This is a genomic window from Salmonella enterica subsp. arizonae (assembly GCF_008692845.1).
Lineage (GTDB): Bacteria > Pseudomonadota > Gammaproteobacteria > Enterobacterales > Enterobacteriaceae > Salmonella > Salmonella arizonae.
Genome location: NZ_VXJW01000009.1, coordinates 48,851 through 71,400 on the forward strand (window position 1 = coordinate 48,851; position 22,550 = coordinate 71,400).

Sequence of the window (22,550 nt, forward strand, 5' to 3'; positions counted from 1 at the left end):
ATTAACCTATGCTGAACCTCTGTTTAACGCCTGAATCGCATGCATGTCGTAAGTGTAGCATCCATATCTCCCTGGTTTTAATGTTATCCTGTTTGAAGGAGCGTTGTTCCATTCTGGTCAGAACGAAAATAATTCTCAACAGAATTCAGATGTTTCCAAAATCATTATGTTTGATCCAGTCAGAAGTCACATTCAAGGTGTAATCAGGTATAAATCTGATGTCATTTCTAAAACCGGACTGATTCAATCTTTTAAGAGTTTGGCTGGGTAAATCAGAAAAAATGAGAGCAGCGGGATTGAGATTGGATTTTGCTTATAATCAATCAAGTGAGTTATTATGCCAGTTACGTTAAATTTTGGTGATCGTCGTTATGAAGTTAATCATACACGGATATCCCGTTTGCTGAGTTCTGACAAAAAAGAAGCGCTATACATGGGGCCATGGGATCGACTTAAGGAATATTTCAGAACACACAAAAAAGAAGAGGCTCTGAAGGTATTATATGAACTCATCCACGGATGTGAGCGTGAAAAGCAAGCTGAACTTGGCGTTGATGTAAGCGGCATGGATAAGATATATGCTTTTGAACGATTAAAACAATACGCTAACCCAGCTCAACAAGACCGCTTTGTTATGCGTTTTAATATGAATCAGACACATGTTTTATTTATGATCGACGGCCAGGTTATTGATAAATTGAATTTGAAACGTCTCCTCAACGTTTGGGATGAATGTATTTTAAAACCGATGGAGTGGGATGAAGAAGAGTTGTTTTTTAAAATATGTATTTGTTATGGTAAAAGAATTTTTTCAGATGCAGAATTGTTACAAAACTTAGCTTCCAACCTTAGACGCTCAGTTAATGAAGATGACTCAATCAAGGATGCAGTTTATGAACTTATGCGATCTGGAGAAGATCGACACATGGCATGCGTTGAATGGAATGGTAACCTTACTCGTGAGGAGATAGAAAAACTAAAATGTCTTAATATGGGTTCTTTTGATGCTTCTACCCAATTTTTTAAAATAGGTTACTGGGATTTAGAGGGGGAAGTCTTATTTGATATGTTGCATCCAACGATTCTTTTTATGCTACAGGGATATACACCATCAGTACAGCTTACAGAGGCTAATACCAGGCTGTTAGAAATATTAAAGGCGGATGATGATGATTATCATAATAATAAAAGAGAAATTGATCTCATTTTGGAAAGACTATACAAGTCACATAATGGCTCTTTATTTATAAGTAAAGATTCTTGTTGTCGCAATATGCTTGTATAAAAAGCTGTTAAAAAGGCCCCACTGACGTGGAGCCTTTATTGTACGCTTTTTATTACGTAATTTCAGTCAAAAACCATTACATGGTCTGAGTGAAGGTACGAGTAATAACGTCCTGCTGTTGTTCTTTCGTCAGGGAGTTAAAACGTACCGCGTAACCAGATACGCGGATGGTCAACTGCGGATATTTTTCCGGATGTTCCATCGCGTCCAGCAGCATTTCACGGTTCATGACATTCACGTTCAGGTGCTGACCACCTTCGATGGACGCTTCGTGATGGAAGTAACCATCCATCAGGCCCGCCAGGTTGGTTTTACGAACTTCGTCGTCTTTACCTAATGCGTTTGGAACGATAGAGAAGGTGTAAGAGATACCATCTTTAGCGTAAGCAAACGGCAGTTTAGCAACTGATGTCAAAGAGGCGACAGCACCTTTCTGGTCACGACCGTGCATCGGGTTAGCACCTGGTCCGAACGGCGCGCCTGCGCGACGACCGTCTGGGGTATTACCCGTTTTCTTACCATACACAACGTTAGAGGTGATGGTCAGAACAGATTGCGTCGGGATAGCGCCACGGTAGGTGGTCAGTTTCTGAATTTTCTTCATGAAACGTTCTACAAGGTCAACCGCCATGTCATCAACACGAGCGTCGTTGTTACCAAACTGCGGATATTCGCCTTCGATTTCGAAGTCGATAGCCAGACCATCTTCGTCACGAATTGGTTTAACTTTCGCATATTTGATGGCAGACAGAGAGTCAGCAGCAACGGACAGGCCCGCAATACCACACGCCATGGTGCGGATAACGTCACGGTCATGCAGTGCCATCAGAGAAGCTTCGTAGCTGTACTTGTCGTGCATGTAGTGGATAACATTCAGCGCGGTGACGTACTGTTTCGCCAGCCAGTCCATGAAGTGATCCATGCGATCCATGACCTCATCGAAGTTCAGAACGTCGCCTTTGATCGGTTCAGATTTCGGACCAACCTGCATTTTCAGTTTTTCATCAACGCCGCCGTTGATAGCGTACAGCATGGTTTTCGCCAGGTTTGCACGAGCGCCGAAGAACTGCATTTGTTTACCAACGATCATCGGGCTTACGCAGCACGCGATAGCATAGTCATCGTTGTTGAAGTCCGGACGCATCAGGTCATCATTCTCGTACTGCAGAGAAGAGGTGTCGATGGAAACTTTAGCGGCGAATTTCTTGAAGTTCAGCGGCAGTTTTTCAGACCACAGAACGGTGATGTTCGGCTCCGGAGATGGCCCCATGGTGTACAGGGTGTTCAGGAAGCGGAAGCTGTTTTTAGTCACCAGAGTACGGCCGTCAACGCCCATACCACCGATAGATTCTGTTGCCCAAATCGGGTCGCCGGAGAACAGTTCATCGTATTCAGGAGTACGCAGGAAGCGAACCATACGCAGTTTCATGACCAGGTGGTCAATCATTTCCTGAGCGTCTTGCTCTGTGATTTTGCCTGCTTTCAGGTCACGTTCGATGTACACATCCAGGAAGGTGGATACGCGACCGAAGGACATAGCCGCGCCGTTCTGAGATTTAACCGCAGCCAGGTAACCGAAGTAAGTCCACTGGATAGCTTCCTGAGCGTTAGTCGCCGGACCAGAGATATCGCAGCCGTATTTAGCCGCCATTTCTTTGATCTGACCCAGTGCGCGGTGCTGTTCAGCGATTTCTTCACGCAGACGGATAGTCGCTTCCAGGTTTACGCCGTTTTCCAGATCGGATTGCAGAGACGTAAACTGCGCGAATTTGTCTTTCATCAGGTAGTCAATACCGTACAGCGCTACGCGACGATAGTCACCGATGATACGACCGCGGCCATACGCATCCGGCAGACCGGTCAGAACGCCGGACTTGCGGCAACGCAGAATGTCCGGGGTATAAACGTCAAATACGCCCTGGTTGTGAGTCTTACGGTATTCAGTGAAGATTTTTTTCAGCATCGGGTCCAGTTCGCGATTATACGCTTTGCAGGAACCTTCAACCATTTTGATGCCGCCGAACGGGATAATCGCACGCTTCAGCGGAGCTTCAGTTTGCAGACCAACAATTTTTTCTAACGCTTTGTTGATATAACCCGCGTCATGCGAAGTGATGGTAGAAGCAACAGAGGTGTCAAAGTCAACAGGCGCATGAGTGCGGTTTTCCTGTTTAACGCCTTCCATTACGCTGTCCCACAGAGTGGTAGTGGCTTCAGTAGCGCCAGCGAGGAAGGATTCGTCACCCTCATAGGGAGTGTAGTTTTTCTGGATGAAGTCACGGACGTTTACTTCATTCTGCCAGTCACCTTTGGTAAAACCTTCCCAGGCTGTGGCTAACTTTTCATTAAGCTCGGACATGTAACACCTACCTTCTTAAGTGGATTTTTTATTTACTGCGTACAACGAGCATCGACCAGATTAATGATGATCGTTTCCACGCAGGTAAATGACCCAGTATGTCAACCCAACCAGCAAACCGCCGCCGATAATGTTACCGATCGTGACCGGAATCAGATTATCGGTGATGAAGCTCGTCACGGTCAGGTGAGAAAAACTTTCCGGAGACGAACCGACCGCGGTCCAAAACTCCGGTGTAGCGAAATCGCGTATTACAATACCCATAGGGATCATAAACATGTTTGCGATACTGTGCTCAAAACCGCTGGCGACAAACATGGCGACAGGCAGTACCATAATGAACGCTTTGTCCATCAGGCTGCGACCTGAATAGCTCATCCACACGGCCAGACAAACCATCAGGTTTGCCAGGATACCAAGGCAGACAGCTTCAATAAAAGTGTGGTGCATTTTGTGGTCGGCGGTTTGCAGGACGTTAAATCCCCATTGACCGTTGGCAGTCATATACTCGCCGGAAAGCCACATCAGTAACACGAAAAGCAGAGCGCCAATCAGGTTACCAAAATAGACGTTTAACCAGTTTTTAGCCAGTTGCCCCCAGGTGATGCGACCGCTGGCTTTAGCCACAACAATCAGAACAGTGGAGGTGAAAAGATCAGCGCCGCAAATAACACAGAGAATCAGTCCCAACGAGAAACAGATACCCCCGATAAGTTTCGCTATGCCATAAGGCATCGCGCCAGTACCGGTTGTCGCAGTAATATAAAAAACAAAGGCAATTGAAATGAATACGCCGGCAGTAATCGCCAGGTAGAAAGTCTTAAGCGGATGTTTCGTTGCTTTATAGACGCCCGCTTCTTCAGCCACTTTGGCCATCGCTGCAGGGAGTAAAAGGTCAAAAGGGTTGTCAGCTTTCACACTAACTCTCTCTTTATTAAGTCGGCGACGAGATACTAACAAAGCATTATAGATGAGAATTTGATGTAGATCATATCTCGCCTGGCTTATAGGCCCGTAAGGCGCATGGTTTTTATGCGATTACGGTGTAATTTATTGAATATAAAAATAAAAATAAATTTTAAAAATTATAAAGTGAGTTGAATTTTTTCTTTTATCCTCCTGTTACGTGGTTAATTAAAATGGGGTAATCAATAAATAAAGCAACATCACTACGTTAATTTATTTAATATCAATCACCAATATTTAACCTTGCTATTACATTTTTGGCGTTTATCGAAAATAAATAAAACGGGGCCCCAAAGGCGCCCCATAATATAACGCAGCCGATAGTGTAAACCTACCCTAAGTCACTCATATGGCCTTATTTTAACCAGTATGCCGCTTTCGCGCGCTGCAATTTTTCATAGGCTTTTAATAAGGACTGATGGGCCGGGAACACTTGCAGATCGCAGTCTACAGGCGGTAATCCGTAAAAGGCCGCTTCGCCGCTAAGCGCGGCGCTGGCGGCTTCTACAGCCTCTGCGCCATACATTTTTATAAAAGCATTGAGATATTGTAGTGGCTGGCGTGCTTCTTCTTGCGACAGTAACAGTAGCGTTTGCAGGCAACGGTAATAGTTCGCGCGTGTCGGACTAAAGACTGAGGAATTAAACTCCATCGTCCATTCTGTCCAGATCAGCGCCTGTTCCAGATCGCCGCCCGCCAATGCCAGCATCGCTTTTAACTCGCCGATACGCAGTGTATACCAACCATTGTCCGCTCCAGTCGCCAGACCCAGCAGTTCACGCACACGGGTGAAATCGTCAAAACCTTCTTCATCTAATTGTTCAATCAGATTGAGATAGTCTTCTTTATTCCAGGCGCTGCCCGGTAGCGAAAGTAAAGTCTCACGAAGATGGCTACCCATATTGTTGTTGGCCAGCCACAGATCTTCGGTAGGATAAATATCAGACATTCCCGGTACGATAATACGACAAGCGTAGACGCCGAGATGTTCGTAATCGGCAATGTAGACTTCTTTATCTTCAGCAGCGAAGATGGCCATCAGCGTGGCGAATTCTTCTTCGGTAGTGCCGGAGAAACTCCAGTCCGTGAACGGGTAATCGGCGTCCTGTTTGAACAGATCCCAGGAAATCAGGCCGCTGGAGTCGATGAAGTGGGTTTCCAGATTAGTGTGTTCCGCGACTTCTTCATCATCGAACGTTGGTGGGGTGAAGACATCAAGATCTTTCAGACCGCGTCCCTGGAGTAGCTCGGTCACCGTGCGTTCCAGCGCAACGCCAAAGTCAGGATGCGCGCCAAAAGAAGCAAAGCAGGTACCGTTAGCCGGGTTTAATAGCACGACGCAGATAACCGGATACTTACCGCCCAGCGAGCCGTCATAGGCGAAAATCGGGAAACCCTCGGCTTCCAGCGTGGCGATTGACTCCATTACCGCCGGATAACGCGCCATCACCTCTGCGGGAATCTCCGGCAGACTGATACTTTCCGCAATGATGCGATTTTTCACATAACGCTCGAAGACTTCCGACAGTCCCTGAACGCGGGCTTCATTACGCGTATTGCCGGCGGACATTCCGTTAGAGACGTACAGGTTGCCGATGATATTCATCGGAATATACACGGTCTGGTTATCGGACTGACGGGTAAATGGCAGGCCGCAGACGCCGCGTGCTTCATTGCCGGACTGAAGATCAATTAACTGGCTTCCGGTGAGTTCATTTTCCGGATCGTAAAACGCGCGCAGACGGGTATCAAGCAAGCCTTCCGGTACATCGTCATTTTCAGTCAGCGGGAACCACTTTTCGTTCGGGTAATGCACGAATGGCCCGTTGGCGACCGTTTCGCCAAGCCAGAAATCAGCAAAAAAGTAGTTGGTTGACAGACGCTCGAAGTATTCGCCCAGCGCCGAGGCCAGCGCCGCTTTTTTGGTCGCGCCTTTTCCGTTGGTAAAGCATAACGCGCACTCTTTATCGCGAATATGCACTGACCAGACGTTTGGCACAGGGTTCAGCCAGGCCGCCTCTTCGATGTGAAAGCCGAGGTCGAGTAACTTTTGCTGGAAGCGGGCGATGGAGTCTTCCAGCGCGGCGTCTTTGCCGGGAATAAATGTTTGCGTCATGAAAATCACTTTTGTCGTACGGAAAGCGCGCAATGATACGGGTTTTACGTGACGGGCGCTATCTCGCCGGGACATCGGCGGAAATAAAAGTATTGGCTATGCTTTTACACAGGAATTCACAGGAAGAGCATAAAAAATGAAGGCATTTGATTTGCAACGAATGGCGCTGGATAACGTGCCGGTAGCGTTTTTGGGAGAAGTGGCGCTACGTAGCTTTTATACCTTTGTCCTGGTGTTTCTTTTCTTAAAGGTGACAGGACGACGGGGTGTACGGCAAATGTCGCTTTTTGAAGTGCTGATCATTTTGACATTGGGATCTGCGGCAGGCGACGTCGCGTTTTATGATGATGTTCCGATGCTCCCTGTTCTGGTGGTATTCATCACCCTGGCGCTGCTCTATCGTCTGGTCATGTGGCTGATGGCGCATAGTGAAAAGTTGGAGGATCTGCTGGAAGGCAAGTCGGTGGTCATTGTTGAAGACGGAGAACTGGCGTGGGAAAAACTGCAACGCTCGAACATGACGGAGTTTGAATTTTTTATGGAGCTTCGTTTGAACGGCGTTGAACAACTGGGGCAGGTCAGACTGGCAATTCTTGAGACGAACGGACAAATCAGTGTCTATTTCTTTGAAGATAAAGACGTTAAACCGGGATTAAGCATTCTTCCTGAGCACTGTACGCCACGCTTTACGGAGATCCCGGAGGCTGGCGACTATGCCTGTGTACGTTGCAGTGAAGTGGTACGAATGACCGTCGGAGAAAAACAATTATGTCCGCGCTGCGCAAATCCAGAATGGACGAAGGCAAGTTGGGCTAAGCGCGTTGTTTAACAGCGAAAATACCGGATTTATACGGTTAATTCGGAAGATTCTGTTGTGAGACGCACGCCGCATTTTTCCCTCTCCTTGTTTTACCCGTTGCGGCGCGTGTCACTGAGTGATAAAACCGATATCCACATGAATAACGTTTGCCTGATGTCTGTCTGTCAGGCAGGCAACAATGCAGCGTGGTGAGGGGAAATGGCTCAAGTCTTTAATTTTAGTTCAGGTCCGGCAATGCTACCGACGGAAGTACTTAAACTGGCGCAACAGGAACTGCGTGACTGGCACGATCTTGGTACGTCGGTAATGGAAATTAGCCATCGAGGCAAGGAATTTATCCAGGTTGCTGAGGAGGCGGAACAGGATTTTCGCGATCTTCTTAGCATCCCCTCCAACTATAAGGTCCTGTTTTGTCACGGCGGCGGTCGTGGTCAGTTTGCTGGCGTACCATTAAATTTGCTGGGCGATAGAACCACGGCGGATTATGTCGATGCCGGTTACTGGGCGGCAAGCGCCATCAAAGAAGCCAAAAAATACTGTGCGCCGCAAATTATCGACGCCAAAATCACCGTCGACGGCAAACGCGCCGTGAAACCGATGCGTGAATGGCAACTTTCCGATAACGCCGCTTATTTACATTATTGCCCGAATGAGACCATTGACGGTATCGCCATTGATGAAACGCCTGATTTTGGCCCGGAGGTGGTCGTCACGGCGGATTTCTCTTCTACCATCCTTTCTGCGCCGCTGGACGTCTCTCGCTATGGCGTGATTTATGCTGGCGCGCAGAAGAATATCGGTCCGGCAGGGCTGACGCTGGTTATCGTCCGGGAAGATCTGTTAGGTAAAGCGCACGAGAACTGCCCGTCTATCCTGGACTACACTGTCCTGAACGACAACGACTCCATGTTTAATACGCCGCCGACTTTCGCCTGGTATCTTTCTGGTCTGGTATTCAAGTGGTTGAAAGCGCAGGGCGGCGTAGCGGCAATGCACAAAATAAATCAGCAAAAAGCACAGCTGCTGTACGGTGTGATTGATAACAGCGATTTCTACCGTAACGATGTCGCGCAGGCCAACCGTTCTCGGATGAACGTTCCGTTCCAGTTAGCGGACAATGCGCTGGACAAGGTCTTTCTGGAAGAGTCTTTCGCCGCCGGTCTGCATGCCTTAAAAGGGCACCGTGTTGTTGGCGGTATGCGCGCCTCTATCTATAACGCCATGCCGATTGAAGGGGTGAAAGCGCTGACCGATTTCATGATCGATTTTGAGCGTCGCCACGGCTAATGCGTTTCTTTTTTTCATCCCCACGGACAGTCTGTGGGGGTTTTATTTCTGTTTTTTGAGAGTTGAGTTTCATGGAATCCCTGACGTTACAACCCATCGCGCGGGTCGATGGCGCCATTAATTTACCTGGCTCCAAAAGTGTTTCAAACCGTGCTTTGCTCCTGGCGGCTTTAGCTTGTGGTAAAACCATTCTGACGAATCTGCTGGATAGCGATGACGTCCGCCATATGCTCAATGCCCTGAGCGCGTTGGGGATCAATTACACCCTTTCTGCCGATCGCACCCGTTGTGACATCACGGGTAATGGCGGCGCATTACGCGCGCCAGACGCTCTGGAACTGTTTCTCGGTAATGCCGGAACCGCGATGCGTCCGTTAGCGGCAGCGCTATGTCTGGGGCAAAATGAGATAGTGTTAACCGGCGAACCGCGTATGAAAGAGCGTCCGATAGGCCATCTGGTTGATTCGCTGCGTCAGGGCGGGGCGAATATTGATTACCTGGAGCAGGAAAACTATCCGCCCCTGCGTCTGCGCGGCGGTTTTACCGGCGGCGACATTGAGGTTGATGGTAGCGTTTCCAGCCAGTTCCTGACCGCTCTGCTGATGACGGCGCCGTTGGCCCCTAAAGACACAATTATTCGCGTTAAAGGCGAACTGGTATCAAAACCTTACATTGATATCACGCTAAATTTAATGAAAACCTTTGGCGTGGAGATAATGAACCATCACTACCAACAATTTGTCGTGAAGGGCGGTCAACAGTATCACTCTCCGGGTCGCTATCTGGTCGAGGGCGATGCCTCGTCAGCGTCCTATTTTCTCGCCGCCGGGGCGATAAAAGGCGGCACGGTAAAAGTGACCGGAATTGGCCGCAAAAGTATGCAGGGCGATATTCGTTTTGCCGACGTGCTGGAGAAAATGGGCGCGACCATTACCTGGGGCGATGATTTTATTGCCTGTACGCGCGGCGAATTGCACGCCATAGATATGGATATGAATCATATTCCGGATGCGGCGATGACGATTGCCACCACGGCGCTATTTGCGAAAGGAACCACTACCCTGCGCAATATTTATAACTGGCGGGTGAAAGAAACCGATCGCCTGTTCGCGATGGCGACCGAGCTGCGTAAAGTGGGGGCTGAAGTCGAAGAAGGGGATGATTATATTCGTATCACGCCGCCAGCGAAGCTCCATCATGCTGATATCGGTACGTACAACGACCACCGTATGGCGATGTGCTTCTCACTGGTCGCACTGTCCGATACGCCAGTCACGATCCTGGACCCTAAATGTACTGCAAAAACGTTCCCTGATTATTTCGAACAACTGGCGCGTATCAGTACGCCTGCCTGATCCCATTGTTGCGCCAGCCGACAGGCTGGCGCGCCGAAGTCCGCTACGCTGCTGGCAGGGTGTAAAAATGGCGTGGATGGCAATTTAATTGCCAGTTCCGGCATGCAGCCTGCAAAGCCGCCACTCTGTCCGACGCGGATGTTAAAGCATTACCTAACAATGCGTGTAAACAAATGGACAGCGCGAATCAACTGGCGGGCGCGAAAAGAAAATATACCAAACGTCTGAACAAAATTGCCAAGACGCTGGGCAACAACATTGACGGTACGCCGGATAATTATAAAGTCTATATGACCAGCAATATCAATGTATGGGCGATAGCGAAGGCCTCAGCCGACCGCGCGCAGCATATGCGCAACAGAATTGCCGGAGATAAAAAGTAAATCATTGTCATCTTTCGGACTCGTTCCTCGCCAGCCCGCTATAATTGCTCAATTATTCCGCATCTGATTACAGACAAAACTGGTTTTTGCACGCAACGTTAACGGTCGCGAGCGTTGGCGCGTATAATGCGCGGCGTTTACGTTAACGGTACGCCTGTTTAAGGAGATAAAGATGACGGCAATTGCCCCGGTAATAACCATTGATGGCCCAAGCGGTGCAGGTAAAGGCACCTTGTGCAAAGCAATGGCGGAAGCATTGCAATGGCATCTGCTGGATTCCGGCGCGATATACCGCGTACTGGCGCTGGCGGCATTGCATCACCATGTCGATCTCGCCTCTGAAGATGCGCTGGTGCCGCTGGCGTCCCATCTGGACGTGCGTTTCGTCTCAACGGACGGCAACCTGGAAGTTATCCTGGAAGGCGAGGACGTTAGCGGCGAAATCCGTACGCAGGAAGTCGCGAACGCGGCATCCCAGGTGGCGGCATTCCCACGCGTGCGTGAAGCGCTTCTTCGCCGTCAACGCGCATTCCGCGAAGCGCCTGGTTTAATCGCCGATGGGCGCGATATGGGGACCGTGGTCTTCCCGGATGCGCCGGTAAAAATTTTCCTTGACGCCTCCTCGGAGGAACGTGCGAATCGACGTATGCTACAGTTGCAGGAGAAGGGCTTTAGTGTTAACTTTGAACGCCTTTTGGCCGAGATCAAGGAACGCGACGATCGCGATCGTAATCGCGCTGTAGCGCCGTTAGTTCCTGCTGCTGATGCATTAGTTTTGGATTCTACCCGATTAAGCATTGAGCAAGTGATTGAAAAAGCGTTACAATATGCGCGCCAAAAATTGGCTCTCGCTTAAATGCGACCGAATTTGCAGTACCCCCGTTGCAAAGGATTGACAGCGGGTATGTTAAACAACCCCATCCGGCACGGAGCCAGGTGGACGTTAAATATGAAACCTGAAGATTAAACATGACTGAATCTTTTGCTCAACTCTTTGAAGAATCCTTAAAAGAAATCGAAACCCGCCCGGGTTCCATCGTTCGTGGTGTTGTTGTTGCTATCGACAAAGACGTAGTACTGGTTGACGCCGGTCTGAAATCTGAGTCTGCCATTCCGGCTGAGCAGTTCAAAAACGCCCAGGGCGAACTGGAAATCCAGGTTGGTGACGAAGTTGACGTTGCTCTGGATGCAGTAGAAGACGGCTTCGGTGAAACTCTGCTCTCTCGTGAGAAAGCTAAACGTCACGAAGCATGGATCACGCTGGAAAAAGCTTACGAAGATGCTGAAACTGTTACCGGTGTTATCAACGGCAAAGTTAAGGGTGGCTTTACTGTTGAGCTGAACGGTATTCGCGCGTTCCTGCCAGGTTCTCTGGTAGACGTTCGTCCGGTGCGTGACACTCTGCACCTGGAAGGCAAAGAGCTTGAATTCAAAGTAATCAAGCTGGACCAGAAACGTAATAACGTTGTGGTTTCTCGTCGTGCCGTTATCGAATCCGAAAACAGCGCAGAACGCGATCAGCTGCTGGAAAACCTGCAGGAAGGCATGGAAGTTAAAGGTATCGTTAAGAACCTCACTGACTACGGTGCATTCGTTGATCTTGGCGGCGTTGACGGCCTGCTGCACATCACTGACATGGCCTGGAAACGCGTTAAGCATCCGAGCGAAATCGTGAACGTTGGCGACGAAATCAACGTGAAAGTGCTGAAATTCGACCGCGAGCGTACCCGTGTATCCCTGGGCCTGAAACAGCTGGGCGAAGATCCGTGGGTTGCTATCGCTAAACGTTATCCGGAAGGTACCAAACTGACCGGTCGCGTGACCAACCTGACCGACTACGGCTGCTTCGTTGAAATCGAAGAAGGCGTTGAAGGCTTGGTTCACGTTTCTGAAATGGACTGGACCAACAAAAATATCCACCCGTCCAAAGTGGTTAACGTTGGCGACGTAGTGGAAGTGATGGTTCTGGATATCGACGAAGAACGTCGTCGTATCTCCTTAGGGTTGAAGCAGTGCAAATCTAACCCGTGGCAGCAGTTTGCAGAAACCCACAACAAGGGCGACCGCGTTGAAGGTAAAATCAAGTCTATCACTGACTTTGGTATCTTCATCGGCCTGGACGGCGGCATCGACGGCCTGGTTCACCTGTCTGACATCTCCTGGAACGTTGCAGGCGAAGAAGCAGTTCGTGAATACAAAAAAGGCGACGAAATCGCTGCAGTTGTTCTGCAGGTTGACGCAGAGCGTGAACGTATCTCCTTGGGCGTTAAACAGCTCGCAGAAGATCCGTTCAACAACTGGGTTGCTCTGAACAAGAAAGGCGCTATCGTAACCGGTAAAGTGACTGCAGTTGACGCGAAAGGCGCAACCGTAGAACTGGCTGATGGCGTTGAAGGTTACCTGCGTGCTTCTGAAGCATCCCGTGACCGCGTTGAAGATGCGACCCTGGTTCTGAGCGTTGGCGACGACGTTGAAGCTAAATTCACCGGCGTTGATCGTAAAAACCGCGCAATCAGCCTGTCTGTTCGTGCGAAAGACGAAGCTGACGAGAAAGATGCCATCGCAACTGTTAACAAACAGGAAGATGCGAACTTCTCTAACAACGCAATGGCTGAAGCATTCAAAGCAGCTAAGGGCGAGTAATTCTCTGAAACTTCGGACATTTTAGTCCGAAGTGTAACGAGTTTACTTGACAGATGGCAGGATTCGTCCTGTAATCAAGCACTAAGGGCGGCTACGGCCGCCCTTAATCAATCTCACGGCTGCAGCCAATTTGCCTTTAAGAAACCGGAGGAATCATGACCAAGTCAGAATTGATTGAAAGACTTGCAAGCCAGCAATCTCACATTCCCGCTAAGGCGGTTGAAGACGCAGTAAAAGAGATGCTGGAGCATATGGCCTCGACTCTTGCGCAGGGCGAGCGTATTGAAATCCGCGGTTTCGGCAGTTTTTCTTTGCACTACCGCGCACCTCGTACCGGACGTAACCCCAAGACTGGCGATAAAGTGGAACTGGAAGGAAAATACGTTCCTCACTTTAAACCAGGTAAAGAACTGCGCGATCGCGCCAATATTTATGGTTAAGTTTTAACGCAAAACGTGAACCCGAAAAAAGCACCTTCAAGGTGCTTTTTTCATTTATAGTCCATCAGGACAGACGCCATTCAGCCGCAAACTGGAAAGCGTTTCGTATTTTTTGTTGCACCTTACATTTGCTGGGAAAAAACTCTGGAATCCGTGCCGTAGGGGGCAAAATACCCACCAGACAATGACGTCCGGAATCTGCACACTTTCCTTCACAGGGAGGTGTTTATGAAGATAACGACGGTCAGCATATGCGTAGTATGGGGCATACTTCCACTTACGATATTGCCAGCATTACCCGACATGCGGATTCTCGCGGCGCTATTTTGCCTGGTATGCTTACTTTGCCTCATACCTCATCACTATGCGCGCTATGCGGCATTATCCCTGCTCTTTTTTCTGTGGGGGACACTTGCCGCCAGGCAGGCCATCTGGGCGGGTAACGTGCTACCTGCCTCTACGCAGGAAGCGACGGTCGTCATTACCGCCACCGATCATATGACGACCCATTATGGGCGAATCACTCAATTGCGCGGAAAGCCGCTCTTTCCTGCTGTAGGGATTGTCCTGTATGGTCAGTATTTACCCACGGAAGTGTGTGCCGGACAACAGTGGGCGATGAAGCTGAAGGTCAGAGCAGTACACGGCCAGCTTAACGAAGGCGGTTTTGATAGTCAGCGCTACGCGCTGGCGCAGCACCAACCATTGACCGGGCGTTTCCTGCAGGCTAAAGCGATTAACCCAACGTGTAGCTTGCGTGCGCGCTACCTTGCTTCGCTTCGCGCTACGCTTGCGCCTTATCCGTGGCAGCAGGTTATCCTGGCGTTGGGGATGGGGGAGCGGGGGGCGATGTCGCAGGATATAAAGGCCGTCATGCGCGAGACGGGGACGGCTCATTTGATGGCGATTTCCGGCCTGCATATCGCTTTTGCCGCGTTATTGGCTGCCGGGTTAATTCGCGGCGGGCAATTGTTTTTACCGGTCAGATGGATTCGTTGGCAGACGCCATTGCTCGGCGGCATTGTTTGCGCGATGTTTTATGCCTGGCTTACCGGTTTACAACCACCCGCACTGCGCACGGTGGCGGCGCTGAGTGTCTGGGGTGGATTAAAATTAAGCGGACGGCAGTGGAGCGGCTGGCAAGTCTGGTGCTGCTGTCTGGCCGCAATTATCTTCGCCGATCCTGTGGCGGTTATATCACAAAGTCTTTGGCTGTCAGCGTTTGCGGTTGCCGGCCTGTTATTCTGGTATCAGTGGTTTCCTGCGCCAAACGGAAATTTTCCATGGAGCATTCGCTGGTTGCTTAACCTGCTTCACCTACAGGCAGGCATTACACTTTTGCTTTTGCCTCTACAGGTGGCGCTTTTTCATGGCATAAGCGTCACCGCAATGCTGGCGAATCTTTTTGCCGTACCCTGGGTCACATTTGTGACGGTTCCGCTCATCCTGGCGGGCATGATTTTACATTTAACCGGGCCGTTTTTTCTTGAAGAGGGGGTATGGTTCCTGACCGATCGCGCGTTAGCCGCGCTATTTTACCTGTTGAATGCTTTACCGCAGGGCTGGGTGAATATTGATAACCGTTGGCAGTGGCTGGCGTTTTTGCCCTGGCTAACGCTTATCGCGTGGCGATTAAACGTCTGGCGTACCTGGCCGGCGGTCTGTTTATGCGGGTTATTGTTGATGAGCTGGCCACTCTGGCGGCCGATAAGCGCCAGCGGATGGCAGGTGCATATGCTGGATGTCGGTCAGGGGCTGGCGATAGCGATCGTCAGGGGCGATAAAGTAATACTCTACGATACCGGTCGGGCATGGCCGGAGGGCGACAGCGGGCAACAGGTTATTATTCCCTGGTTGCGCTGGCATAATCTGACGCCGGAGGGGGTTATTTTGAGTCATGAGCATCTGGATCATCGGGGCGGGCTGCGTTCGCTACAGCGGGTCTGGCCGTCAATATGGATTCGCAGCCCGTTAGGCTGGCAGGGACATTTGCCCTGTTTTCGCGGCGAGCAGTGGCAATGGCAGGGGCTAACGTTTCAGGCGCACTGGCCGTTACGCGAAAGTGCCGATCGAGGAAATAACCGCTCCTGTGTGGTCAAAGTGGATGACGGCGTACATAGCATCCTGCTCACGGGCGATATTGAAGCGGGCGCTGAACAAAAAATGCTAAGTCGTTACTGGCGACATCTTGCGGCGACGTTTATCCAGGTGCCGCATCATGGCAGTAATACGTCGTCGTCGCTACCGCTTATTCAGCGGGTACATGGTGAAGCGGCGCTGGCATCCGCATCGCGCTATAACGCATGGCGGCTGCCGTCCCGCAAGGTAAAACAGCGCTACCGACAACAGGAGTATCAGTGGTTTGATACACCCCACCAGGGACAAATTTCGCTGGTGTTTTCTCCGCAGGGCTGGCGCATACAAGGCTTACGGGATCAAATTTTACCTCGTTGGTATCATCAGTGGTTTGGCGTGTCCGAGGATAACGGGTAGAATATGCGGCTATTTCAACAAATGCTGGTTTTTTGAATGCATAACGATAAAGATCTCTCTACGTGGCAGACCTTCCGCCGATTGTGGCCAACCATAGCGCCTTTTAAAGCAGGTCTGATCGTGGCGGGCATAGCGTTAATTCTCAACGCAGCCAGCGATACCTTCATGTTATCGCTCCTCAAGCCATTGCTGGATGATGGTTTCGGTAAAACGGATCGCTCAGTGTTGCTGTGGATGCCGCTGGTGGTTATCGGGCTGATGGTTTTACGAGGCATCACCAGCTATGTCTCCAGCTACTGTATTTCGTGGGTGTCAGGTAAGGTGGTAATGACCATGCGCCGTCGCCTGTTTGGCCATATGATGGGAATGCCCGTCGCCTTCTTTGATAAACAGTCTACCGGTACGCTGTTGTCGCGTATTACTTACGATTCAGAACAGGTTGCCTCCTCTTCATCAGGCGCGCTGATTACCGTGGTGCGTGAAGGGGCATCGATCATCGGATTGTTTATCATGATGTTCTATTATAGCTGGCAACTGTCGATCATTTTGGTGGTTTTAGCGCCGATTGTGTCGATTGCGATTCGCGTTGTCTCAAAGCGGTTCCGCAGCATCAGTAAAAATATGCAGAACACGATGGGACAGGTGACAACCAGCGCCGAACAAATGTTGAAAGGACATAAAGAGGTACTGATTTTCGGCGGTCAGGAAGTCGAAACTAAACGCTTTGATAAAGTCAGCAATAAGATGAGACTGCAGGGCATGAAAATGGTCTCTGCTTCGTCGATTTCCGATCCTGTCATTCAACTTATTGCCTCGCTGGCGCTGGCGTTTGTCCTCTATGCTGCGAGCTTTCCAAGCGTAATGGATAGCCTGACGGCTGGGACCATCACCGTTGTGTTCTCCTCCATGATTGCGCTGATGCGTCCTTTAAAATCGCTGACAAACGTTAACGCGCAGTTCCAGCGTGGGATGGCGGCTTGTCAGACGTTGTTTGCGATTCTGGACAGCGAACAGGAGAAAGATGAAGGCAAACGTGTCATTGAGCGCGCGACCGGCGATCTCGAATTCCGTGATGTGACTTTCACTTATCCAGGCCGTGAAGTACCGGCATTGCGTAACATTAATTTGAAAATCCCTGCCGGGAAAACCGTGGCGCTGGTGGGACGTTCCGGATCGGGTAAATCGACAATCGCCAGCCTGATCACGCGTTTCTACGATATTGATGAAGGGCACATCCTGATGGATGGTCACGATTTACGCGAATATACTCTGGCCTCTCTACGTAATCAGGTGGCGTTGGTTTCGCAAAACGTGCATCTGTTTAACGACACAGTCGCCAATAACATTGCTTATGCCCGGACGGAAGAATACAGCCGCGAGCAGATTGAAGAGGCGGCGCGCATGGCCTACGCCATGGACTTTATCAACAAGATGGATAATGGCCTGGATACTATCATCGGCGAAAACGGCGTACTGCTTTCCGGCGGTCAGCGCCAGCGTATCGCGATTGCCCGCGCCTTACTTCGCGACAGCCCGATTCTGATCCTCGATGAGGCCACCTCCGCGCTGGATACGGAGTCTGAACGTGCGATTCAGGCGGCGCTGGATGAGCTGCAAAAAAACCGTACCTCTCTGGTGATTGCGCATCGTCTTTCCACTATTGAACAGGCGGATGAGATTGTCGTGGTCGAGGACGGCATTATCGTTGAGCGCGGCACTCATAGCGAGCTGCTGGCGCAACACGGCGTTTATGCTCAACTGCATAAGATGCAATTTGGCCAATGATTGCGCGCATCTGGTCGGGTGAATCCCCATTGTGGCGGTTACTGTTGCCGTTCTCCTGGTTGTATGGCCTGGTGAGCGGGGCGATTCGTCTGAGTTATAAGCTTGGTCTTAAACGCGCCTGGCGAGCGCCGGTACCGGTGGTCGTGGTAGGGAATCTCACCGCGGGCGGTAACGGTAAAACACCGGTGGTAATCTGGCTGGTGGAGCAGTTGCAACGGCGTGGCGTGCGCGTTGGGGTAGTTTCCCGCGGCTACGGTGGGAAAGCAGTTGCTTATCCGTTGCTCCTGACGCCGGAGACGACAACCGCAGAAGCGGGAGATGAACCGGTATTGATTTATCAACGGACCGGCGCGCCTGTCGCGGTTGCGCCTGAGCGCGCCGCGGCGGTGAAGGCGATTCTGGCGGCGCATGATGTACAGATCATTATCACGGACGATGGATTACAACATTACCGACTGGCGCGGGATATCGAAATAGTGGTGATTGACGGCGTGCGCCGCTTTGGCAACGGCTGGTGGCTCCCTGCCGGTCCTATGCGCGAGCGCGCCAGTCGCCTGAAAACCGTGGATGCCGCCATCGTGAATGGCGGCGTCGCCCGGGCGGGTGAAATACCCATGCAGCTAGCGCCTGGACTGGCGGTGAACTTACGTACGGGAGCGCGTTGCGATGTGGCGCAACTGAGCAATATTGTGGCGATGGCGGGCATTGGGCATCCGCCGCGCTTTTTCGCAACGCTGGAATCCTGTGGCGCGCATCCGCAAAAGTGCGTCCCGCTGGCGGATCATCAAACGCTCGCCCCTGCTGACGTTCAGGCGTTGGTCGGTGAAGGGCAGACCCTGGTAATGACGGAAAAAGACGCGGTGAAATGTCGTGCTTTTGCCGAAGATAACTGGTGGTTCTTACCGGTTGATGCGCGTTTGTCCGGCGAGAAGCCTGATAAGTTGCTTGAACATATCACCTCGCTGGTTCGCTAGCGCAACCCAATGCGGCGGCAGTGATGAATTGATGGAGTCATGAATGTCATTGCCGTACCTCTCTCTTTCCCAGGCCCGTTGTCTCCACCTTGCTGCGCAGGGGCTATTAAAAAAGCCGCGCCGTAACGCGCTGCCTGGCGATGTTCTTGCCGCCATCTCACGCATGGCGTTGCTGCAAATTGATACCATCAATGTTGTCGCGCGTAGAGCCCCTATCTGGTGCTGTTTAGCCGTCTCGGTTCGTACCCACAGGCCTGGCTGGATGAGGCGCTGTTCCGCGGCGAGTTGATGGAATACTGGGCGCATGAAGCCTGTTTCTTACCACGCCGCGACTTTAAACTTATCCGCCATCGTATGCTGTCGCCGGAAAAGATGGGCTGGAAATATCGCGCGGCATGGATGCATGAGCACGCGGAAGGAATAGAACAGCTAGTGCGGCATATTCAGGAGCACGGTCCGGTGCGTTCTGCCGATTTTGAACATGCGCAGAAAGGCGTCAGCGGCTGGTGGGAATGGAAACCACATAAACGCCACCTTGAGGGTTTATTTACCGCCGGAAAAGTCATGGTTGTTGAGCGGCGTAATTTTCAACGCGTATATGATTTAACGCGCCGTATGATGCCGCACTGGGGCAATGTCCGCCAGGCCTGTTTAGCGCCATGCGTCGCGGCTGGGAAATAGACCCTGCACCATAATCGATTATGTTAATATTGAAGGATTCACAATCCGGTCCATCTGGAGGAACTATGGATCATCGTCTGCTTGAAATCATCGCCTGCCCGGTATGCAACGGCAAACTCTGGTACAACCAGGAGAAGCAAGAATTAATTTGCAAACTGGATAACCTTGCTTTCCCATTACGCGACGGCATTCCTGTATTGTTGGAAAATGAAGCCCGCTCCCTGACATCTGATGAGAGTAAATCATGAGTTTCGTCGTTATCATTCCAGCCCGTTTTTCATCTACCCGACTGCCAGGCAAACCATTGCTGGATATCAACGGCAAGCCCATGATTGTTCATGTCCTGGAGCGGGCGCGCGAATCTGGCGCGGAGCGCATTATTGTCGCGACCGATCATGAAGACGTGGCCCGCGCAGTAGAAGCGGCTGGCGGTGAGGTGTGCATAACGCGCGCCGATCACCAGTCGGGTACCGAACGGTTAGCGGAAGTGGTAGAGAAGTGCGGTTTTAGCGACGATACCGTTATTGTGAACGTCCAGGGCGATGAACCGATGATCCCGGCGGTTATTATTCGCCAGGTCGCGGAAAACCTGGCGCAGCGGCAGGTCGGAATGGCGACGCTGGCGGCGCCGATTCACAGCGCCGAAGAGGCGTTTAATCCTAATGCGGTGAAAGTTGTGCTGGATGCCGAAGGCTATGCGCTCTACTTCTCCCGGGCGACGATCCCTTGGGATCGCGACCGCTTTGCAAAAAGTCTGGAAACGGTAGGGGATACTTGCCTTCGCCACCTGGGCATTTACGGCTATCGCGCAGGTTTTATCCGCCGTTACGTGAGCTGGCAACCCAGCCCGCTTGAACAGATTGAAATGCTGGAGCAACTCCGTGTGCTGTGGTACGGCGAAAAAATTCATGTCGCCGTCGCTAAAGCAGTGCCCGGCACGGGCGTAGACACCGCCGACGACCTGGAGCGCGTGCGCGCTGAAATGCGTTAACATGATCCTGTTCATGATCGTCTTAGACGATCATGAACAGCGCGGTATGGTAGCGCAAAGATGAATACTCACGTCTGCTCACTAGTGGCGACTTTCTCGTACCGTTACGATTTTCCTCATTTTTCTTTTCTTCCCTTGATCTGATACGGGTGACATCTGTCCATACGACGCTCATTATTAAAGCAGTAGCACTAATGGGGGTAATCTGGAATGGAACAGTTGCGGGCCGAACTCAGCCATTTACTGGGTGAAAAACTTAGTCGTATAGAGTGCGTGAATGAGAAAGCGGATTCTGCATTGTGGTCATTATATGACAGCCAGGGAAATCCGATGCCGCTAATGGCGCGAAGCTTTACGACTCCCGGCGTTGCGCAGCAACTGGCATGGAAAACTTCAATGCTGGCGCGTAGCGGTACAGTAAGGATGCCGGTCATCTATGGCGTATTAACGCATGAAGAGCATCCCGGCCCGGATGTGCTGTTGCTGGAACGCCTGCGCGGCGTGCCGGTGGAGGCGCCGGCGCGTACCCCGGAACGCTGGGAACAGCTAAAAGATCAGATTGTCGAAGGATTACTGGCCTGGCATCGTCTGGATAGCCGCGGTTGCGTTGGCGCTGTAGACCATACTCAGGAGAACATCTGGTCTTCCTGGTATCGTCAGCGAGTAGAGGTGCTATGGACAACGTTAAACCAGTTCAGCAACACCGGCTTAACGATGCAGGACAAACGTATCTTGTTTCGTACCAGAGAATGCCTTCCTTCGTTATTTGAAGGATTTAACGACAACTGCGTGCTGGTACACGGCAACTTCTGTCTACGCAGTATGCTTAAAGATGCCCGTAGCGATCAGCTTCTGGCGATGGTCGGCCCTGGACTGATGCTGTGGGCGCCAAGGGAATTCGAACTGTTTCGCCTGATGGATAATCCATTGGCGGAGGGATTGCTTTGGCATTATCTGCAACGCGCGCCAGTGGCGGAGTCCTTCATCTGGCGGCGTTGGCTCTATGTGCTGTGGGACGAGGTTGCGCAATTGGTCAATACCGGACGTTTTAACCGTACCCATTTTGATCTGGCGGCGAAATCATTACTCCCCTGGCTTGCCTGACGCGCCTTTCAGCCATTGCCAGATTCGCCCTAATGCTTCATAACTGGCGCGATCGCTATGCATCAGCCAGACCGGGGAGGGAATCGCCTGTTCCCAGGGATTTAAAGGCGAATCGATCGCCAGTTGATTGGCCGGCGCGGGAAGCGGGTTAAGCCCGGCATGCTGAAAGAAAATCATCGCACGCGGCAAATGCGAGGCGGACGTCACCAGCAGGAAAGGCGTGTCGCCGATGGCCTGCTTAACGGCGGCGGCTTCTTCTTCCGTATCTTTTGGCTTATCCAACGTAATAATATCGCTACGCGGTACGCCAAGCGACTGCGCCACCCGCGCGCCGACTTCCGCCGTGCTTACCGTATTGGTTTTTGCTACGCCACCGGTAAAAATCAGTTTTGCGCCCGGATTCGCTCGCCACAGCCGAATACCTTCCGCCAGCCGCGGCAGGCTGTTGTTAATTAAATTAGAGCTCGGCGCCCACTGCGGGTTCCAGGTATAACCGCCGCCGAGAACCACAATATATTCTACCTTTTGCGGACCCTGCCAGGTAGGGTAACTGTTTTCTATCGGGCGTAGCAGACGGTCGGCGACAGGTTGCAGGCTTAACAGCAAGAGCGCCAGCCAGCCCACGCTGATAAATACTTTTCCGGTCTTCTGAAAGCGGCTAAACCAGATCAGCGCCAGGCCAACGCCAATTATCAGCAACAGCAGTGGGAGCGGCAACAGCATACCGCCAATCACTTTCTTTAGCGTAAAAAGCATCCTTTTTGGTTCCTTTTTTAACCATATAGCGGAGGATTAACGGTGATATTACACCAGACAGGTTCATTCTCGCCGTGGCTGTGACAAAATAGCGGTTTTATCAGATAACGCC

17 protein-coding genes and 2 pseudogenes are annotated in these 22,550 nt (G+C 51.1%); 15 read left to right on the forward strand and 4 right to left on the reverse strand.

Features of this window, described 5'->3' with window-relative positions; all coding sequences use genetic code 11:
* Nucleotides 1-337 precede the first annotated feature (337 nt).
* Nucleotides 338-1,285, forward strand: a complete 948-nt coding sequence (sopD2, locus tag F4V61_RS16470; protein WP_080160840.1) for a type III secretion system effector SopD2 — start codon at nucleotides 338-340, stop codon at nucleotides 1,283-1,285.
* A gap of 76 nt (nucleotides 1,286-1,361) precedes the next feature.
* Here sopD2 and pflB read toward each other — a convergent pair whose 3' ends face one another.
* The 3 genes from pflB to ycaO all read right to left on the reverse strand — a co-directional run bounded on the left by pflB (nucleotide 1,362) and on the right by ycaO (nucleotide 6,726).
* Nucleotides 1,362-3,644, reverse strand: a complete 2,283-nt coding sequence (pflB, locus tag F4V61_RS16475) for a formate C-acetyltransferase (protein ID WP_058345537.1) — start codon at nucleotides 3,642-3,644, stop codon at nucleotides 1,362-1,364.
* Nucleotides 3,645-3,704: 60 nt separating this feature from the next.
* A complete protein-coding gene (focA, locus tag F4V61_RS16480; protein WP_058345536.1) occupies nucleotides 3,705-4,562 on the reverse strand; it encodes a formate transporter FocA in 858 nt (285 codons plus the stop codon).
* A 403-nt stretch (nucleotides 4,563-4,965) separates the two neighbouring features.
* The gene (gene ycaO, locus F4V61_RS16485; protein ID WP_079832509.1) at nucleotides 4,966-6,726 is read right to left on the reverse strand and encodes a 30S ribosomal protein S12 methylthiotransferase accessory factor YcaO; all 1,761 of its coding nucleotides are present in this window, start codon (nucleotides 6,724-6,726) and stop codon (nucleotides 4,966-4,968) included.
* A gap of 136 nt (nucleotides 6,727-6,862) precedes the next feature.
* Here ycaO and F4V61_RS16490 point away from each other — a divergent pair, with 136 nt between their 5' ends.
* From F4V61_RS16490 to F4V61_RS16560, 14 genes and pseudogenes are all read left to right on the forward strand, one after another.
* Nucleotides 6,863-7,555 (forward strand): DUF421 domain-containing protein, encoded by a 693-nt coding sequence (locus F4V61_RS16490; RefSeq protein ID WP_000642865.1) that lies wholly within the window; start codon nucleotides 6,863-6,865, stop codon nucleotides 7,553-7,555.
* 189 nt (nucleotides 7,556-7,744) lie between these two features.
* Entirely contained in the window at nucleotides 7,745-8,833 is a 1,089-nt protein-coding gene (gene serC, locus F4V61_RS16495) for a 3-phosphoserine/phosphohydroxythreonine transaminase (protein ID WP_079829374.1), read from the forward strand.
* 71 nt (nucleotides 8,834-8,904) lie between these two features.
* The gene (aroA, locus tag F4V61_RS16500) at nucleotides 8,905-10,188 is read left to right on the forward strand and encodes a 3-phosphoshikimate 1-carboxyvinyltransferase (protein WP_080160839.1); all 1,284 of its coding nucleotides are present in this window, start codon (nucleotides 8,905-8,907) and stop codon (nucleotides 10,186-10,188) included.
* Nucleotides 10,189-10,236: 48 nt separating this feature from the next.
* A pseudogene (locus tag F4V61_RS16505) lies at nucleotides 10,237-10,511 on the forward strand (metalloprotease); the annotation flags it as partial.
* A gap of 232 nt (nucleotides 10,512-10,743) precedes the next feature.
* On the forward strand, nucleotides 10,744-11,427 hold the full coding sequence (cmk, locus tag F4V61_RS16510) for a (d)CMP kinase (RefSeq protein ID WP_079781519.1): 684 nt from the start codon (nucleotides 10,744-10,746) through the stop codon (nucleotides 11,425-11,427).
* A 113-nt stretch (nucleotides 11,428-11,540) separates the two neighbouring features.
* Nucleotides 11,541-13,214 (forward strand): 30S ribosomal protein S1, encoded by a 1,674-nt coding sequence (rpsA, locus tag F4V61_RS16515; RefSeq protein WP_000140324.1) that lies wholly within the window; start codon nucleotides 11,541-11,543, stop codon nucleotides 13,212-13,214.
* Nucleotides 13,215-13,369: 155 nt separating this feature from the next.
* The gene (gene ihfB / locus F4V61_RS16520; RefSeq protein WP_000167329.1) at nucleotides 13,370-13,654 is read left to right on the forward strand and encodes an integration host factor subunit beta; all 285 of its coding nucleotides are present in this window, start codon (nucleotides 13,370-13,372) and stop codon (nucleotides 13,652-13,654) included.
* A 228-nt stretch (nucleotides 13,655-13,882) separates the two neighbouring features.
* Nucleotides 13,883-16,147: a ComEC family protein gene (locus F4V61_RS16525; protein WP_080160838.1), complete on the forward strand. Its 2,265-nt coding sequence runs from the start codon at nucleotides 13,883-13,885 to the stop codon at nucleotides 16,145-16,147.
* 36 nt (nucleotides 16,148-16,183) lie between these two features.
* Nucleotides 16,184-17,932 carry a lipid A ABC transporter ATP-binding protein/permease MsbA gene (gene msbA / locus F4V61_RS16530; RefSeq protein ID WP_000551250.1) on the forward strand — a complete coding sequence of 583 codons (1,749 nt, stop codon included), beginning with the start codon at nucleotides 16,184-16,186 and terminating at the stop codon, nucleotides 17,930-17,932.
* A complete protein-coding gene (gene lpxK, locus F4V61_RS16535; RefSeq protein WP_000561673.1) occupies nucleotides 17,929-18,906 on the forward strand; it encodes a tetraacyldisaccharide 4'-kinase in 978 nt (325 codons plus the stop codon). Before msbA ends, lpxK begins: the two co-directional genes overlap by 4 nt.
* A gap of 43 nt (nucleotides 18,907-18,949) precedes the next feature.
* Nucleotides 18,950-19,548 (forward strand): annotated as a pseudogene (locus F4V61_RS16540) (DNA glycosylase AlkZ-like family protein); the annotation flags it as partial.
* Between the two features lie 104 nt (nucleotides 19,549-19,652).
* Entirely contained in the window at nucleotides 19,653-19,835 is a 183-nt protein-coding gene (gene ycaR / locus F4V61_RS16550; protein ID WP_000350056.1) for a protein YcaR, read from the forward strand.
* Nucleotides 19,832-20,578, forward strand: coding sequence for a 3-deoxy-manno-octulosonate cytidylyltransferase (gene kdsB, locus F4V61_RS16555; protein WP_000011568.1), 747 nt, complete (start codon nucleotides 19,832-19,834; stop codon nucleotides 20,576-20,578). Before ycaR ends, kdsB begins: the two co-directional genes overlap by 4 nt.
* 210 nt (nucleotides 20,579-20,788) lie before the next feature.
* Complete coding sequence (locus F4V61_RS16560) at nucleotides 20,789-21,682, forward strand: YcbJ family phosphotransferase (protein WP_000436892.1); 894 nt, start codon at nucleotides 20,789-20,791, stop codon at nucleotides 21,680-21,682.
* On the opposite strand, the gene elyC is transcribed toward F4V61_RS16560, so the two are convergent.
* A complete protein-coding gene (gene elyC / locus F4V61_RS16565) occupies nucleotides 21,662-22,438 on the reverse strand; it encodes an envelope biogenesis factor ElyC (RefSeq protein WP_000899538.1) in 777 nt (258 codons plus the stop codon). The two genes, F4V61_RS16560 and elyC, sit on opposite strands and share 21 nt — an antisense overlap.
* Nucleotides 22,439-22,550: the final 112 nt, after the last annotated feature.